This is a genomic window from Enterobacter cloacae complex sp. IR5450 (assembly GCF_049238665.1).
In the GTDB taxonomy this organism is placed as follows: Bacteria; Pseudomonadota; Gammaproteobacteria; order Enterobacterales; family Enterobacteriaceae; genus Enterobacter; species Enterobacter hormaechei_C.
Genome location: NZ_JBMKIC010000033.1, coordinates 12,383 through 28,240, shown reverse-complemented (window position 1 = coordinate 28,240; position 15,858 = coordinate 12,383). Strand labels below are relative to the sequence as shown.

The following is a 15,858-nucleotide window of genomic DNA, read 5'->3' as shown; positions in this document are numbered from 1 at the left end:
CGCACCCCCCCCCGCCACCGGGCAATGACATTACACGCCGATATTACGTAGTTTCTCCCCTTTCATCAGCTTGCGTTCAATATGCTCCAGGGTCACGCCTTTGGTTTCCGGGATCAGCCAGAACGTCACGCCGATAAACGCCACGTTCAGCACCGTATAGAGCCAGAAGGTGCCTGCCGCGCCAATCGCATCCAGCAGCGTCAGGAAGGTCGCGCCAATGATCATATTCGACACCCAGTTGGTGGTGGTGGAACAGGTGATACCAAAGTCGCGGCATTTCAGAGGCTGAATTTCAGAGCACAGGATCCACACCACCGGTGCGGCGCTCATCGCGTAACCGGCGATGCACATCATGGTCATGCCAACGGAGAGCCAGGAGAGGCCGCTTGACGCCGTGCCGTTATCGAACTGCATCAGGCAGTAACCAAGGATCAAGGTGCCGAGCGCCATTACGCTAAAGCCAATTTTCAGGGCCGGTTTACGTCCGGCCTTATCGACGGTGAACACCGCGATAAAGGTGGCGAACATAAAGGTCAGCCCCACCACCAGCGTGGCGATCATCTGTTGTTCGGTGGTGGTAAAACCAGCCATTTTAAAGATGCGTGGGGCATAATACATGATGATGTTCATCCCCGTGAACTGCTGCATCGCCTGTAACAGCATGCCGAGGAACACCGCGCGGCGCACGTTGCGGTTTGCCTTAAACAGGGACCAGCCGCCCTGCTTCAGCTTCAGGCTTTCGCGGATTTCGTTCAGCTCTTCACGCGCTTTTTCAGACGTGTCGCGCAGCATGCGCAGCACCTCTTCCGCCTCCACGTGACGCCCTTTTTGCGCCAGCCAGCGCGGGCTGTTCGGCAGGAAAATGACTAACACAATCAGCAGCACCGCAGGCAGCGCCAGCACACCAAGCATTGCCCGCCAGTTGCCGCTGTAGCTGAAGTACGTATCCGACAGGAACGCCAGCACGATACCGAGCGTCACCATCAGCTGGTACATGCTGATCATCTTCCCGCGCACGTTTTCGCTCGCCATTTCGGAGAGGTAAAGCGGCGCGGTGTAGGACGCGATACCCACCGCCACGCCCAGCAGCACGCGAGAAAGCAGCAGCACTTCAACGTTGGTGGCAAACGCCGAACCAAGAGAGCCAGCAACAAACAGGATCGCCCCGACCATCAGGCTGTATTTGCGCCCGAGACGGAACGACAGCCAGCCGTTAAACAGTGCGCCGATGGCCGCACCCAGCATCATGCTGCTCACCACCCACTCTTGCAGGCGGTTGCTTAACGTAAAGTGGTCGGTAATAAAGGGCAGTGCGCCCGCGATAACGCCGATATCCAGACCAAACAGTAAACCGGCTACGGCGGCCGCAACAGAAACAAACTGGTTCATGCGTCGGGTATCGCGCAGCGCAGCGGGCATAAGGGTAGAGTCATTTACAGATGTCATTGTTTCCTGCCTCAACAGCGAAATTCGTTAAGTGAAATTACGAGATACCGGAAGAAAGTGTCAGGCCGGAAATGGTGAAGATATGGATTATTTCGCTACGACACACCGATCTGTGATGGACATTACAATTTCAAATCAGGATGGTTTAACCTTATTTTTGATTAATTAGTTAATATTTAAGCAATAAATGTGTGACACCCGTCATTCATTCCTTTTCAGTATGGATTTTTCATCTTTAAGGATATGGATAAAGCCAATTTTGGCGCAAAAAAAACCTCTACCCGAGGGCAGAGGTTCTTTATTCGGGCTGACTTAACGTGCCAGCCAGCCGCCGTCTACGGCAACGGTGTAGCCGTTAATGTAGTCCGAAGCCGGGGACGCCAGGAATACAACCGGGCCCATCAGATCGCTCGGCAGACCCCAGCGACCCGCTGGAATACGCTCCAGGATTGCCGCGCTGCGCTCTTCATCCGCACGCAGCTGCTGGGTATTGTTGGTGGCCATGTAGCCCGGCGCAATCGCGTTGACGTTGATGTTGTGCTGCGCCCACTCGTTCGCCAGCAGGCGGGTCACGCCCATCACGGCACTCTTCGATGCGGTGTAAGACGGCACGCGGATGCCGCCCTGGAAAGAGAGCATGGAGGCAATATTAATGATCTTGCCACCTTTCCCCTGAGCAATGAAGTGCTTCGCAGCCGCCTGGGACATAAAGAACACGCTCTTGATGTTCAGATTCATCACGTCGTCCCAGTCCGTTTCGCTGAAGTTAATCGCGTCTTCACGACGGATCAGGCCGGCGTTGTTGACCAGAATATCGATATGCCCAAACTCCGCCACCGCGCGATCCAGCAGCTCAGGGATCGCATCGATTTTGCGCAGGTCCGCGGTCAGGCTCAGGAAACGGCGGCCCAGCGCGGTGACGCGCTCGATAGTTTCCGTTGGCTCAACGATGTTAATCCCGACGATATCGCAGCCCGCTTCCGCCAGACCTAACGCCATACCCTGCCCCAGCCCGGTGTCACAACCGGAAACCACAGCCACTTTACCTTGCAGAGAAAATGCATCCAGAATCATGTTTGTTCCTTAATCGTTCAGCGCCTGTCAGCAACAGGCAGATGTATGCTTAACTGCCTGCGACTAGCGCAGATCCTTAACAGCGACGTGGTCCATGTCATCAAAGACCTGGTTTTCACCGACCATCCCCCAGATAAAGGTATAGGCTTTCGTTCCCACGCCAGAGTGGATGGACCAGCTCGGCGAAATGACTGCCTGCTCGTTGTGCATAACGATATGGCGCGTCTCCTGCGGCTGTCCCATCATGTGGAACACGCAGGCGTCTTCATCCATGTTGAAATAGAAGTAGACTTCCATGCGGCGCTCGTGGGTATGGCACGGCATGGTGTTCCACAGGTTGCCCGGCGCAAGCTCGGTCAGCCCCATGCTGAGCTGGCAGGTTTCCAGCACATCCGGAACAAAGTATTTGTTGATGGTGCGACGGTTGCTGGTGAGGTTATCGCCAAGGGTCACCGGGGCAACGTCCGCTGGCGTGACTTTTTTGGTTGGGTAAGTCGTATGAGCCGGGGCGCAGTTGTAGTAAAACTTCGCCGGTTTGCTGGCATCAATGCTGGCGAACACCACCTCTTTCGCGCCTTTGCCGACGTACAGCGCGTCGCGGTGACCAATTTCGTAGCACTGGCCATCGACGGTAATGGTGCCCGGCCCGCCGATGTTAATCACGCCCAGTTCACGGCGTTCGAGGAAGTAGCTCACGCCCAGCTGTTTGCCCACTTCACCGCCCACGGAGACGGTTTTCGCCACCGGCATAATCCCGCCCACAATAATGCGGTCAATATGGCTGTAGACCATGGTGTACTTGTCGGCTTCGAACACTTGCTCAACTAAAAACTCACTGCGCAGCCCCTGAGTATCCAGCATTTTAGCGTGCGCACTGTGGATGCTTTGTCTGACGTCCACGTAAACCTCCAGAATTGATCGTGCCCGAAGGCAAAGATAAATAACGAAACAATGTTCCGTTTTCGTGATGAACACATATTATCCCCTGACAACGGGGTTTTCAATTGCATTTAAAACAACGTTTCATTTTTTCTTCCTGTTTATGCCAGAAATGGAGTTTCGATCACGATAAATCTTTAAGACCCTCAATCTGGTTAATTAAAATGAGAAAGTGCGCTGTCAGTCACACATAATGAAACAACGTTTTGATAATTTATAACCTAGTTTTCAACCTACATTACGCGTTCAAAGGAGTGCATTATGGCTAAAGGTATGCGGGTCAAGCTGAACTATGAGGTCAGCCGCGATCCGGATACAGGCGTGGAAGTCACCCGCCTGACCCCACCGGAAGTAACCTGTCATCGCAACTACTTTTACCAGAAGTGCTTCTTTAACGATGGCAGCCACCTGCTGTTCGCCGGGGAGTTCGACGGTCACTGGAACTATTACCTGTTGGATCTGAAAAACGCCGAAGCGGTACAGTTGACCGAAGGCGCGGGCGATAATACCTTTGGCGGGTTCCTCTCTCCGGACGATAAATCCCTCTACTATGTGAAGAACGATCGCACCCTGCTGGAGGTGGATTTACAGACGCTGGCAGAGCGCGAAGTGTACCGCGTTTCGGAAGAGTGGGTCGGCTACGGCACCTGGGTCGCGAACAGCGACTGCACCAAACTGGTGGGTATTGAGATTGCCAGACGTGACTGGACGCCACTCAACGACTGGAAAATTTTCCACGACTTCTTCCACAAAGGGCCGCACTGCCGCCTGCTGCGCGTTGATCTGAAAACGGGTGAAAGCACCACCATTCATGACGAGAAGATCTGGCTGGGACATCCGATTTATCGCCCGTTCGATGACAATACCGTGGCCTTCTGTCATGAAGGGCCGCACGACCTGGTCGACGCCCGCATGTGGCTGGTCAACGAAGATGGCAGCAACGTGCGGAAAGTGAAAACGCACGCGGAAGGTGAAAGCTGTACACATGAATTTTGGGTGCCGGACGGGTCCGCGCTGATCTACGTCTCTTATCTGAAAGGTCAGCAAGGGCGTACCATCTCCCGCTTCAACCCGGACACCGGCGTGAATGAAGCGGTAATGAACATGCCCGCCTGTTCGCATCTGATGAGCAACGTTGACGGCAGCATGCTGGTTGGCGACGGTTCCGGTACGCCTGTTGACGTGAAAGACACCGGCGGCTACACCATTGATAACGATCCTTATCTGTATGCCTTTGACGTGGCGAAGAAATCTTATTACCGCATCGCCCGTCATGACACCTCATGGGCTACGGTGGCGAACAGCCGCCAGGTAACCCACCCGCATCCGTCCTTCACGCCGGACGAAAAAGCGGTGCTGTACAGTTCCGATAAAGACGGCAAACCGGCCCTCTATATCGCGAAACTCCCCGAGCAACCTGAAATGTTGCATGCCTGAATGAGTTAGTGTTTCTGTAACTGGCCTTGCCCTCCGATTCGGAGGGCTTTTTTTTGGGTGATTGCGCGGCGCTTTTTGCCGGGTGGCGCTTCGCTTACCCGGCCTACGAAAAAATGGATTGGAAAGAATGCGTAGGCCGGGTAAGCGTTAGCGCCACCCGGCGGTTTTTAGCGAAGGAACTGAATTATCAGAAGGAGTACGCCACACCTAAACGGAAACGGGTCTGGCGTTCGTCCGTGTCTTTAACCCCCACGTTCCCCACCTCCACATACGGTGCCCAGTTTTTATCCCATTTGTAGGCCAGCTTGGCGTTATATTCGTTGGAATAATCTTTATTATTATTTCGGGCCACGCCTTCAGAACTTTTCGCGTAAACATAGTTCAGCTCGGTACGCCAGTCACCTAATACCCAACCGACCCACGCATCGCCACGGTTAACTTTATCATCGTCCTTATTTGAGCTTGACGGGTAGCGAGTATATTCGTAACGGTAACGCGCAGCCACGTAGAAGCCATTATCGAAGCTATATTGCACATGCAGATTCGGTTTATAAATGGTGCGACTGTCTGTGCTTTCAATCGTAAACGCAGGGGTCAGGGCGATATTGTCTGTCGCTTTCCAGCGCCAGCTAATCTGATCTTCGTGACCGTTCCCCACTACATCCGCGAATGGCTGATCTGCCTTGTCCCCGCCTGATTTCCACTTCGCCTCGACTGAAAAACCAAAGCCATTATCAAAGCGGTGCGAGACGGCAACACGGTCGGCATTCGAGCCGCTGTCAATATATTCGTGACGCAGATCGACGGTAACGGCGCTAGCCGCAAAAGAGGCACTAATAAGGGAAGCAAGGAGCAGAGATTTCTTAAACATGAAAAAACCCTCAATTAAAATAACGTTTCGTTTTTATGAAACTTGAGTTTATTTTTTATGCACCGTTATTTTAGTGACAAGGATCGAAATTATTTGTTTCATTTTTTTTGGCAAAGATCGACGTGAACCCCATCAACAAAAAAAGGGCATTAACCGTAAATTTCAGGGGGAAGATCACATTAAGCACTTCACAAAGCAAATAATTAACCGCGCAATAATTATTGCGGGCTTCAGAAAGAACGCAGAAGTGTTAAAAAAGGATTCTGCGGACACAAAAAAACCTCCCGTGGGAGGCTTTCTGTGCGCAGAGGGGAAAATTACCGTTCGATAGCCAGGGCCACCCCCTGCCCTCCGCCAATACAGAGCGTTGCGATCCCTTTTCGGGCGTTACGCTTTTTCATTTCGTGGACCAGCGACACCAGAATGCGGCAGCCGGAGGCGCCAATGGGATGACCCAGCGCAATTGCACCGCCGTTGACGTTGACCCGCAGCGGATCCCATTCCAGCATTTTCCCGACCGAGATCGCCTGTGCAGCAAAGGCTTCGTTGACCTCAATCAGATCCACATCGCTCAGCTCCCAGCCCGCCCGCTCCAGGCAGCGGCGCGTGGCATAGACCGGGGCGATCCCCATTAACGCAGGATCAACACCCACGCTGGCAAACGCTTTGATGCGCGCCAGCACCGGCAGCGCCAGCTCCTGGGCTTTGCTTTCACTCATCATCATCACCGCCGCCGCACCGTCGTTAATGGATGAGGCGTTGCCTGCCGTTACAGAACCGAGCGTTTCAAAGGCCGGATCGAGTTTTGCCAGCCCTTCTGCGCTGGCATCGGTGCGCGGCTGCTCGTCGGTATCGACGATGAGCGCTTCGCCGTTCTGGCGCTGGGTACTGACCGGGACAATTTCATCGCGAAAACGCCCGGAGTCGATCGCTGCACGCGCTTTTTGCTGTGAGCTGAGGGCATATGCATCCTGAAGCTCGCGGCTGATACCGTATTCCCGCGCCAGGTTTTCCGCCGTTACGCCCATATGGTAGTCGTTGAAGGCGTCCCACAGCCCGTCGTGAACCAGACTGTCAAGCAGCTGACTGTTCCCGAGCTGCGCGCCGGTCCGGCTGTCGGTCAGGACGTGCGGGGCGCGGCTCATATTCTCCTGCCCGCCGGCAATAACCACGTCCGCTTCACCGCACTGGATGGCCTGCGTCGCAAGATGGAGCGCTTTCAAACCTGAACCACAGACGTCGTTGATGGTAATTGCCGAAACGGTATTGGGCAGGCCGCCCTTCAGCGCTGCCTGGCGCGCAGGGTTTTGTCCCGCGCCAGCGGTCAGCACCTGGCCAAGGATCACCTCATCAATTTCATGTGCGGCAATCCCGCTGCGTTCCACCAGCGCTCTTACCACCACGCTGCCGAGATCAACCGCAGAGTGACGCGCAAGCGCTCCCTGAAAACAGCCGATAGCCGTACGTAACGCACCCACTATAACGACATCTTTCATCACGACCTCTGTGCAAAATGACATGACGATAGTAGAGGATTGTTATCAACAATTGACGCAAATGTTTAAAATTAGTGAGTTTAGTCACAGGATTATCGTGCGTCCTGCAAGTACTGGCGCAGCCAGCTTCCGGCGACGCCGGGCGGGGTTCGTTTGTTCCATACCAGATCGATGGCAATCGACCTCGGCCAGCCCGGCACGTTCAGCTGCACCAGCGATTTCGACGCGGCAAATTCGTCGACCAGCGCGCAGGGTAACGCGCACCAGCCAAAGCCCTGTACCGCCATACTCAGCAGTAACAGGTAATTCGGCGCAGACCAGACCGGCCCGCGCGCAAGGGGCGCTTCCCGTTCAAGATAGGTACTCAGCCGCAGCTCGCGCCAGCCATGCAGCTCGTCCGCCTGCGTCTCATGTTGCCCTGCCAGAGGATGTCCGGCAGAAACGTAAATAGCCATCCTTGTCTGCATAGGCAGACGGGTCGCGCCAATATCGGTCGGGTAGCTGTCGCGCGCTTCCGTCAGGCCAATTTGCGCCCGCTCCTTTTGCAGCAGATCGATCACGTCCTCCTCTTCACCAATCAGGCACTCAAATTCCGTGTGCGGAAAACGCTGGTCGAACTGGCTCATCATCTGTTCCAGCACGGCCGGGTTAAGCGTATCGGAGAGAACAAAGGTAAAACGCGCCTCCGTTTGCGCGGTTAAAGATACGGCCAGCTCATCCAGGCGCGCGCTGGCGGCGAGTATCGACTGGACATAGCCCAGCACCTGTTCACCCTGGGCGGTCAACACCGGGTGACGCGCCGAGCGATCGAACAGCTCAAAGCCAAGGTCAGCTTCAAGGTTGGCGATGGAGGTGCTGATGGTGGACTGGCTTTTACGCAGCCGCCGTGCCGCAGCAGAAAACGAACCTGCGGCGACAGTTTCAACAAACGCGGTCAGTGCTTCGGGAGAATAACGCATGATGTATCTACTTTATCGATGGATACCATCTTTTATATATCACCTTAAACGATAAGAATAGACCGCATCAACGCCCATACTGGCGTCAATATGAGGTAAATATGCAACATCAGGATGCACTCCAACGTAAATTGCCGGAGCGGATCTTCCATGCCGTCTGTTTTGAAGGCATTGCTACGGCGATCCTCGCCCCGACGGCCGCGTGGCTAATGCAGCGCTCGGTGGTTGAAATGGGGGGTCTCACCATAATTCTGGCGACCACGGCAATGCTCTGGAACATTATCTATAACTTTGGCTTCGACCGTTTCTGGCCCGTCCAGCGGGTGAAGCGCACGGCGAAAGTGCGCGCCCTGCATGCGCTGGGTTTTGAATGCGGTTTTATTGTGATTGGCGTAACCATCGTTGCCGCCGTGCTGGGCGTGACGCTGCTCCAGGCCTTTACGCTGGAAATTGGTTTCTTCCTGTTCTTCCTGCCGTACACCATGCTCTACAATTGGGCGTACGACACCCTGCGGGAGAAAATCATCAAGCGCCGCCAGCAACGCCGCGCCCTGGCAAGCGAATAACCTTCCGGCCGGAGACCTGCTCCGGCCCACCCCTGCGAAGCAACGGCGACCTCAACGCATAATTATGGTAAATTGCACTCCTTTTTGTTCGTTTTATAGTTGATACGTTGCTCTAATGTCGAAAATTTGGTCAAAAGAAGAGACTCTCTGGAGTTTCGCCCTCTACGGCACTGCCGTGGGCGCAGGAACCCTGTTCTTGCCCATTCAGCTCGGCTCTGCTGGCGCGATTGTCCTGCTGATCACCGCCCTTGTGGCGTATCCCTTAACCTACTGGCCGCATAAAGCGCTGGCGCAATTTATTCTGTCGTCGAAGACGAAAGGCAACGAAGGGATCACTGGTGCCGTTTCCCATTACTACGGCAAAAAGATCGGCAACCTCATTACCACGCTCTATTTTGTGGCTTTCTTTGTGGTGGTTCTGATTTACGCGGTGGCGATAACTAACTCACTCACTGAACAGCTGGCGAAACGGATGACGGTGGATACCGGCATGCGGATGCTGGTGAGTTTTGGCGTGGTGCTGATTCTGAATCTGATCTTCCTGATGGGGCGGCACATCACCATTAAGGTGATGGGTTTCCTTGTTTTTCCGCTGATCGCCTATTTCCTGTTTGTCTCGCTGTATCTGACGGGCAGCTGGCAGCCGTCGCTTCTGACGAGCCAGATGGCCTTCGACCAGCATACGTTGCACCAGGTGTGGATTTCGATCCCGGTGATGGTTTTCGCTTTTAGCCATACTCCGATCATCTCGACTTTCGCCGTGGACCGTCGCGAGAAATACGGTGAAGAGGCGATGGGTAAATGCAAAAAAATCATGAAAGTGGCGTATCTGATCATCTGCCTCAGCGTGCTGTTCTTTGTGTTCAGCTGCCTGCTTTCGATTCCACCGTCGTATATCGTGGCGGCAAAAGAGGAAGGGGTGACGATCCTGTCCGCGCTGTCGATGATGCCTTCGTCCCCGGCATGGCTGGGCATTTCCGGCATTATCGTGGCAATTATAGCGATGTCGAAATCGTTCCTCGGCACCTATTTTGGCGTGATTGAAGGGGCAACGGAAATTGTGAAATCGTCTCTGAATCAGGTGGGTGTGAAAAAAAGTCGCGCCTTTAACCGCGCGGTTTCGATTCTCGGCGTGTCGCTGATTACCTTTGCGGTCTGCTGCATCAACCCGAATGCGATCTCGATGATTTACGCCATCAGCGGTCCGCTTATCGCCATGATCCTGTTCATCATGCCGACGCTGTCGACGTACCTGATCCCGTCGTTAAAACCGTACCGCTCCATCGGTAACCTGCTGACGCTGATTGTGGGTGTGCTGTGTGTGTCGGTGATGTTTGTCGGTTGAGTGTGCTGCCCGGCGCAATGCCGGGCATCTGTTTTACGCCCGAATATCGTCATACTCCCGCGTATTATCAAACTCATGCTTCGCAAACGGACACAGCGGGATAATTTTACGGTTCTCCCCGCGCATCTTCTCTACCACCTTCGCCACCAGCTGCTTACCCACACCCTGCCCTTTCAGGCTTGGATCAACATCGGTGTGCTCAATGATGCTCAGATGCTCGCCGGTCGGGACAAAGACAATCTCCGCTACCTGATTGCCTTCGGCGTCGTTGACGTAAAACTTGTTATGGCCTTCAAGAATTTCCATGGTTCCTCACTTATTTTTGGCGGTACTTCAGCGCACCGCTCGGGCAGGTATCAATTACGCGCACAACCGTTTCTGCATCTACTTCATCCGGCGCGATCCATGGTTTACGCTTCAGGTCGAACAGCGCCGCGCTGCCGCGCACGCAGTTGCCCGAGTGTTTGCAGATCCCGGTGTTGAAGTAAACATCAATTTTCTCACCGGTGTAGGCCCGGTACCTCGCATCCAGTAGCTCCTGATCCATGATATTGCCTCTGTAATTATTGTGGTGACAAAAGAAGCATACCCTCAGCCGATCCGCCTGACCACGTCAAAAACGAGGTTTGGCCACCTTCTTTTCAACACGTTATTTCGCCAGGCACTTAAGATTATTCCGAATACAGAAGCACCCGTTGCGACGATATATTTTTGCGTTGTGTCAACTCTTGTAATAATTCACGCCACGTTCACATTAGGATTATTAGCTAAGCGAACTCCCAACATCCAGATTTATTTCTCCCTAACCAGTGGATTTACCATCCGTTTTTAAAGTTCGTAACGAAGCGGTATTTCCTGAACACCTGCAAAATTACCGCAAAACAACCCAGACATGAAATTTGACTCTTCTCACATAACGACTAATGTTAATTCCTGAACGACAACTGATACGAATTACTTATCGTATCTCCTGACATAAACGCAACATGAGGGTTGATATATGGCAGAGCAACATCGTGGTGGTTCCGGTAATTTCGCTGAAGACCGTGAAAAGGCATCAGAAGCTGGACGTAAAGGCGGCCAGCACAGCGGCGGTAATTTCAAAAACGATCCGCAACGCGCATCTGAAGCGGGTAAGAAAGGGGGCCAGAACAGTCACGGCGGAGGCCGTAAATCTGATAACTCCTGATCTTATTTAAAGCTCTTATAAATATACCGAGAGCATGCTGCGGGCCCGTCGGCTCGCAGTACCTTCCCTTTATTTCACTGGAGCGAAAATATGAATATGAAAACTGTTGAAGATGTATTTATTCACCTGTTATCCGACACCTACAGCGCTGAGAAGCAGCTGACCCGCGCTCTAAGCAAGTTAGCTCGCGCCGCATCCAGCGAGAAGTTGAGTGCCGCGTTCACGGCCCACCTCGAAGAGACTCAGGGACAAATCGAGCGTATCGATCAGATTATTGAGCAGGAATCCGGCCTCAAACTGAAGCGCATGAAATGCGTTGCGATGGAAGGCTTAATTGAAGAAGCCAACGAAGTTATTGAGAGCACTGAGAAAAATGAAGTGCGTGACGCTGCATTAATTGCCGCAGCACAAAAAGTCGAGCATTACGAGATTGCCAGCTACGGCACCCTGGCCACCCTGGCTGAACAATTAGGCTATAAAAAAGCCGTTAAACTTCTTGCCGAAACGCTGGAAGAAGAAAAAGAAACCGATCTCAAATTAACCGATCTGGCTGTCGGCAATATTAATCAAAAAGCCCAGAAAGGATAAATATTAATTTGATGAGCATCAGCAACAAAAATTAACCAGATAATAAATCACAGGAGTTAATTATGAATCATGTAGAACACTACCATGATTGGCTACGCGATGCCCATGCGATGGAAAAGCAAGCCGAATCCATGCTGGAATCTATGGCCAGCCGTATTGATAATTATCCCGACTTACGTGCACGAATTGAACAACACGTTAATGAGACTAAACACCAAATTACCGTGCTGGAAGAAATTCTCGACCGCAATGATATTTCCCGTTCGGTCATAAAAGATTCCATGAGCAAAATGGCGGCGCTCGGCCAGTCCATTGGCGGCATGTTCCCTTCCGACGAAATTGTTAAAGGCTCCATCAGCGGCTACGTTTTTGAGCAGTTTGAAATTGCCTGCTACACCTCTCTGCTGGCTGCGGCCAAACAAGCGGGCGATACCGCCTCCATTCCTGCCATTGAGTCCATTCTGGAAGAAGAGCGCCAGATGGCTGACTGGCTGCTCCAGCATATTCCACAGACGACGGAACAGTTCCTGCTGCGCTCCGATGCGGACGGTGTTGAAGCGAAAAAATAACGAAAGAGGGAGAAACTATGTTTCGACACGCAAAACAGCTGCAATACACGGTACGCGTAGCCGAACCGAATCCGGGCCTGGCCAATCTTCTGCTTGAGCAGTTTGGCGGGCCACAGGGCGAACTTGCCGCGGCATGTCGTTACTTTACGCAAGGATTGAGCGACGACGATCCCGGTCGTAAAGATATGCTGATGGATATCGCGACCGAGGAGTTAAGTCACCTGGAAATTATCGGCACCCTGGTGGGTATGCTGAATAAGGGTGCGAAAGGTGAATTGGCGGAAGGCGTTGAAAATGAAGCGGAATTGTACCGCTCCATGACCGAGAACGGCAACGACAGTCATATCACCTCCCTGCTCTACGGCGGCGGTACTCCACTGACCAACTCCGGGGGCGTACCATGGACGGCGGCGTATGTGGATACTATTGGCGAGCCCACCGCCGATCTGCGCTCTAACATTGCGGCCGAGGCGCGCGCCAAAATTATCTACGAACGGCTTATTAACGTAACGGACGATCCGGGTGTTAAAGATGCGCTGGCGTTTTTAATGACGCGTGAGGCAGCACACCAGCTCTCATTTGAGAAGGCGCTCCAGTCGATCCGTAACAATTTCCCACCGGGTAAATTGCCGCCAATCGAAGAGTACACTAATAAGTACTACAATATGTCTGAGGGGGGAGAAGTTCGCGGTAGCTGGAACAGCGATAAGCACTTCGACTACGTGGAATCTCCTCAGCCCGCGGTCGATGGCGGTGACGGCGGCGCAAGCGTAACGCTCACGACAGAGCAGGAAACGCTGGTCAAAGCGATGTGCGCACGTACGAAATCCGACCCTAACGCCGATCCGCTTACCGGTGCCGAGCTTGGCGCAGGTAAGAAAAAACCGTAACCGGTTTTGCCAGGCAGCCTGAGGCTGTCTGGCAATGCCTTGTGCGCTATCAGTTCCAGAGGTACGGAGCATGTTCGAGCTTGATGCGTTTCATCTGGCCAGGATACAGTTCGCCTTTACCGTCTCTTTTCATATTCTCTTCCCGGCGATCACCATCGGGCTTGCGAGCTATCTGGTGGTTCTCGAAGGCATGTGGCTTCGCACAAAAAATGATGTCTGGCGCTCGCTATACCATTTCTGGCTAAAAATTTTCGCCGTCAACTTTGGTATGGGCGTGGTTTCCGGGCTGGTGATGGCTTACCAGTTTGGGACTAACTGGAGCGGCTTTTCCCAGTTCGCGGGCAGCATAACCGGCCCTTTGCTCACCTATGAAGTCTTAACCGCCTTCTTCCTGGAAGCCGGTTTCTTAGGCGTGATGCTGTTCGGCTGGAACAAGGTTGGCCCCGGCCTGCACTTCTTTGCCACCTGCATGGTGGCGCTGGGCACGCTGATGTCCACCTTCTGGATCCTCGCCTCTAACAGCTGGATGCACACCCCGCAGGGCTTCAGTATTCAGAACGGTCAGGTCATTCCCGAAGACTGGCTGGCCATTATCTTTAACCCCTCATTCCCTTACCGACTGATCCATATGTCCATCGCCGCCTTCCTGTGCAGCGCCTTGTTTGTGGGCGCGTCCGGGGCATGGCATCTGCTGCGCGGTAACGATACGCCCGCGATCCGCAAGATGTTCTCCATGGCCATGTGGATGGCGCTGCTGGTCGCGCCCATTCAGGCCGTGGTTGGTGATATGCACGGGCTGAATACGCTTGAGCACCAGCCTGCCAAAATCGCCGCGATTGAAGGCCACTGGGAAAACCCGCCCGGCGAGGCCACCCCGCTGCTGTTGTTTGGCGTACCGGATATGGAAGAGGAACGCACCAAATACGGGCTTGAAATTCCCGCGCTCGGCAGCCTGATCCTGACGCACAGCCTGGATAAACAGGTCCCGGCGCTGAAGGATTTCCCGAAAGAGGACCGCCCTAACTCGCTCATCGTCTTCTGGTCCTTCCGCATTATGGTCGGCATGGGGCTGCTGATGATTACCCTTGGCGTACTGAGCGTCTGGCTGCGCTATCGCCGTCGACTCTATCACTCACGGCTATTCCACTGGTTTGCCCTCTGTATGGGGCCTGCCGGACTACTCGCGCTGCTCGCCGGGTGGGTCACCACCGAAGTGGGCCGCCAGCCGTGGGTCGTTTACGGCTATCTGCGCACGATAGATGCGGTGTCTCTGCACAGCACGTTGCAGATGAGCATAAGCCTGCTGGCCTTTATCGTGGTCTACTGTTCGGTATTTGGCGTGGGATATGTGTATCTCGCCCGGTTGATTAAAAAAGGTCCGCAGCCTGTGGGCACGCTAACGTCTAATACATCGGGTACCCCTGCCCGTCCGCTGTCCGCCGCCGAGTCTGTTCCGGAAGAGGAGAAGATCTGATGGGCGTCGATATCCCGGTCATCTGGTTTGCCATTATTGTCTTCGCCACGCTGATGTACATCATCATGGACGGTTTCGATCTCGGTATCGGCATGCTGTTCAGCTTTGTGGGTGATGCCAAAGAGCGCGACGTGATGGTGAACAGCGTCGCCCCGGTCTGGGACGGAAATGAAACCTGGCTGGTTCTCGGCGGCGCAGGGTTGTTCGGCGCGTTTCCGCTGGCCTACGCGGTAATAATCGATGCCCTGACCATCCCGCTGACGGCCATGCTGATCGGGCTTATTTTCCGCGGCGTGGCATTTGAGTTTCGCTTTAAGGCGACCCCTTCCCACCGCAAATTCTGGGACTATTCTTTTGCTGGCGGTTCCCTGCTCGCAACCTTCAGCCAGGGGATCGTGGTTGGCGCGATGATCAACGGCTTTGACGTGGAAGGGCGTCGCTTTGTGGGCTCCTCGCTGGACTGGTTCACCCCGTTTAACCTGTTCTGCGGGCTGGGCTTAATTGTCGCCTATACCCTGCTGGCCACCACGTGGCTGATCATGAAAAGCGAAGGCGCGCTGCAAAACCGGATGCGCGAGCTGACCCGCCACGTTCTGCTGGCGCTGATTGCCGTCATTGCGGTGGTAAGTATCTGGACTCCGCTCGGCTGGCAGTTTGTCGCCGAGCGCTGGTTTACTCTGCCTAACTTCTTCTGGTTCCTGCCGGTTCCGGTTCTGGTGGCGGTATTCAGCCTGTGGATCTGGCGGCTGACGCGTAATCCCGACAGCCATGCCCGTCCGTTCCTGTTAACGCTGGGCCTGATCTTCCTCGGCTTTAGCGGCCTGGGCATCAGCCTGTGGCCACACATAATTCCGCCGCACATCACCTTGTGGGAAGCCGCCGCGCCGCCTGCCAGCCAGCTGTTTATGCTGATCGGCACGCTGTTAATCATCCCGGTGATCCTGGTTTATACCGCCTGGAGCTATTACGTCTTCCGGGGCAAAGTGTCTGATACCGAAGGTTATCACTAAGGATT

The 15,858-nt window shown here is 54.0% G+C and carries 17 protein-coding genes; 9 read left to right on the top strand and 8 right to left on the bottom strand.

Going from position 1 to position 15,858, the window contains the following annotated elements:
- Positions 1-30: 30 nt before the first annotated feature.
- The 3 genes from ACOTYB_RS20105 to kduI all read right to left on the bottom strand — a co-directional run bounded on the left by ACOTYB_RS20105 (position 31) and on the right by kduI (position 3,420).
- Positions 31-1,446, bottom strand: coding sequence for a sugar porter family MFS transporter (locus ACOTYB_RS20105; RefSeq protein WP_003862834.1), 1,416 nt, complete (start codon positions 1,444-1,446; stop codon positions 31-33).
- A 312-nt stretch (positions 1,447-1,758) separates the two neighbouring features.
- A complete protein-coding gene (kduD, locus tag ACOTYB_RS20100; protein WP_003862835.1) occupies positions 1,759-2,520 on the bottom strand; it encodes a 2-dehydro-3-deoxy-D-gluconate 5-dehydrogenase KduD in 762 nt (253 codons plus the stop codon).
- Between the two features lie 63 nt (positions 2,521-2,583).
- Positions 2,584-3,420 (bottom strand): 5-dehydro-4-deoxy-D-glucuronate isomerase, encoded by an 837-nt coding sequence (kduI, locus tag ACOTYB_RS20095; RefSeq protein WP_003862837.1) that lies wholly within the window; start codon positions 3,418-3,420, stop codon positions 2,584-2,586.
- A gap of 300 nt (positions 3,421-3,720) precedes the next feature.
- Between kduI and ACOTYB_RS20090 the strand changes: the two genes are divergently transcribed.
- Positions 3,721-4,896: an oligogalacturonate lyase family protein gene (locus ACOTYB_RS20090; RefSeq protein WP_220153319.1), complete on the top strand. Its 1,176-nt coding sequence runs from the start codon at positions 3,721-3,723 to the stop codon at positions 4,894-4,896.
- Between the two features lie 187 nt (positions 4,897-5,083).
- On the opposite strand, the gene ACOTYB_RS20085 is transcribed toward ACOTYB_RS20090, so the two are convergent.
- From ACOTYB_RS20085 to ACOTYB_RS20075, 3 genes are all read right to left on the bottom strand, one after another.
- Positions 5,084-5,767: an oligogalacturonate-specific porin KdgM family protein gene (locus ACOTYB_RS20085; protein ID WP_003862842.1), complete on the bottom strand. Its 684-nt coding sequence runs from the start codon at positions 5,765-5,767 to the stop codon at positions 5,084-5,086.
- Positions 5,768-6,084: 317 nt separating this feature from the next.
- On the bottom strand, positions 6,085-7,263 hold the full coding sequence (locus ACOTYB_RS20080; protein WP_003862843.1) for an acetyl-CoA C-acetyltransferase: 1,179 nt from the start codon (positions 7,261-7,263) through the stop codon (positions 6,085-6,087).
- Between the two features lie 92 nt (positions 7,264-7,355).
- Complete coding sequence (locus ACOTYB_RS20075; protein WP_003862845.1) at positions 7,356-8,222, bottom strand: LysR family transcriptional regulator; 867 nt, start codon at positions 8,220-8,222, stop codon at positions 7,356-7,358.
- A gap of 101 nt (positions 8,223-8,323) precedes the next feature.
- Between ACOTYB_RS20075 and ACOTYB_RS20070 the strand changes: the two genes are divergently transcribed.
- Both ACOTYB_RS20070 and ACOTYB_RS20065 read left to right on the top strand, forming a co-directional pair.
- Positions 8,324-8,788, top strand: a complete 465-nt coding sequence (locus ACOTYB_RS20070) for a multidrug/biocide efflux PACE transporter (protein WP_022651793.1) — start codon at positions 8,324-8,326, stop codon at positions 8,786-8,788.
- A gap of 115 nt (positions 8,789-8,903) precedes the next feature.
- Positions 8,904-10,133 (top strand): amino acid permease, encoded by a 1,230-nt coding sequence (locus ACOTYB_RS20065; RefSeq protein WP_003862847.1) that lies wholly within the window; start codon positions 8,904-8,906, stop codon positions 10,131-10,133.
- Between the two features lie 33 nt (positions 10,134-10,166).
- Here ACOTYB_RS20065 and ACOTYB_RS20060 read toward each other — a convergent pair whose 3' ends face one another.
- Together ACOTYB_RS20060 and yjdI are read right to left on the bottom strand one after the other, a co-directional pair.
- A complete protein-coding gene (locus tag ACOTYB_RS20060; protein ID WP_003862848.1) occupies positions 10,167-10,439 on the bottom strand; it encodes a GNAT family N-acetyltransferase in 273 nt (90 codons plus the stop codon).
- Positions 10,440-10,449: 10 nt separating this feature from the next.
- On the bottom strand, positions 10,450-10,680 hold the full coding sequence (yjdI, locus tag ACOTYB_RS20055; RefSeq protein WP_409249056.1) for a 4Fe-4S mono-cluster protein YjdI: 231 nt from the start codon (positions 10,678-10,680) through the stop codon (positions 10,450-10,452).
- Between the two features lie 453 nt (positions 10,681-11,133).
- On the opposite strand from yjdI, the gene ACOTYB_RS20050 reads away from it, so the two are divergent.
- The 6 genes from ACOTYB_RS20050 to cydB all read left to right on the top strand — a co-directional run bounded on the left by ACOTYB_RS20050 (position 11,134) and on the right by cydB (position 15,853).
- Positions 11,134-11,322, top strand: coding sequence for a general stress protein (locus ACOTYB_RS20050; protein ID WP_022651794.1), 189 nt, complete (start codon positions 11,134-11,136; stop codon positions 11,320-11,322).
- A gap of 90 nt (positions 11,323-11,412) precedes the next feature.
- A complete protein-coding gene (locus ACOTYB_RS20045; RefSeq protein ID WP_003862851.1) occupies positions 11,413-11,910 on the top strand; it encodes a ferritin-like domain-containing protein in 498 nt (165 codons plus the stop codon).
- Positions 11,911-11,972: 62 nt separating this feature from the next.
- Positions 11,973-12,479 (top strand): ferritin-like domain-containing protein, encoded by a 507-nt coding sequence (locus tag ACOTYB_RS20040; RefSeq protein ID WP_003862853.1) that lies wholly within the window; start codon positions 11,973-11,975, stop codon positions 12,477-12,479.
- Positions 12,480-12,496: 17 nt separating this feature from the next.
- Entirely contained in the window at positions 12,497-13,369 is an 873-nt protein-coding gene (locus tag ACOTYB_RS20035; RefSeq protein WP_220153321.1) for a manganese catalase family protein, read from the top strand.
- A 70-nt stretch (positions 13,370-13,439) separates the two neighbouring features.
- Positions 13,440-14,843 carry a cytochrome ubiquinol oxidase subunit I gene (locus tag ACOTYB_RS20030; RefSeq protein ID WP_220153322.1) on the top strand — a complete coding sequence of 468 codons (1,404 nt, stop codon included), beginning with the start codon at positions 13,440-13,442 and terminating at the stop codon, positions 14,841-14,843.
- The gene (cydB, locus tag ACOTYB_RS20025) at positions 14,843-15,853 is read left to right on the top strand and encodes a cytochrome d ubiquinol oxidase subunit II (protein ID WP_015571779.1); all 1,011 of its coding nucleotides are present in this window, start codon (positions 14,843-14,845) and stop codon (positions 15,851-15,853) included. The genes ACOTYB_RS20030 and cydB overlap by 1 nt, the downstream gene beginning before the upstream one ends.
- The last annotated feature ends 5 nt before the right edge of the window (positions 15,854-15,858 follow it).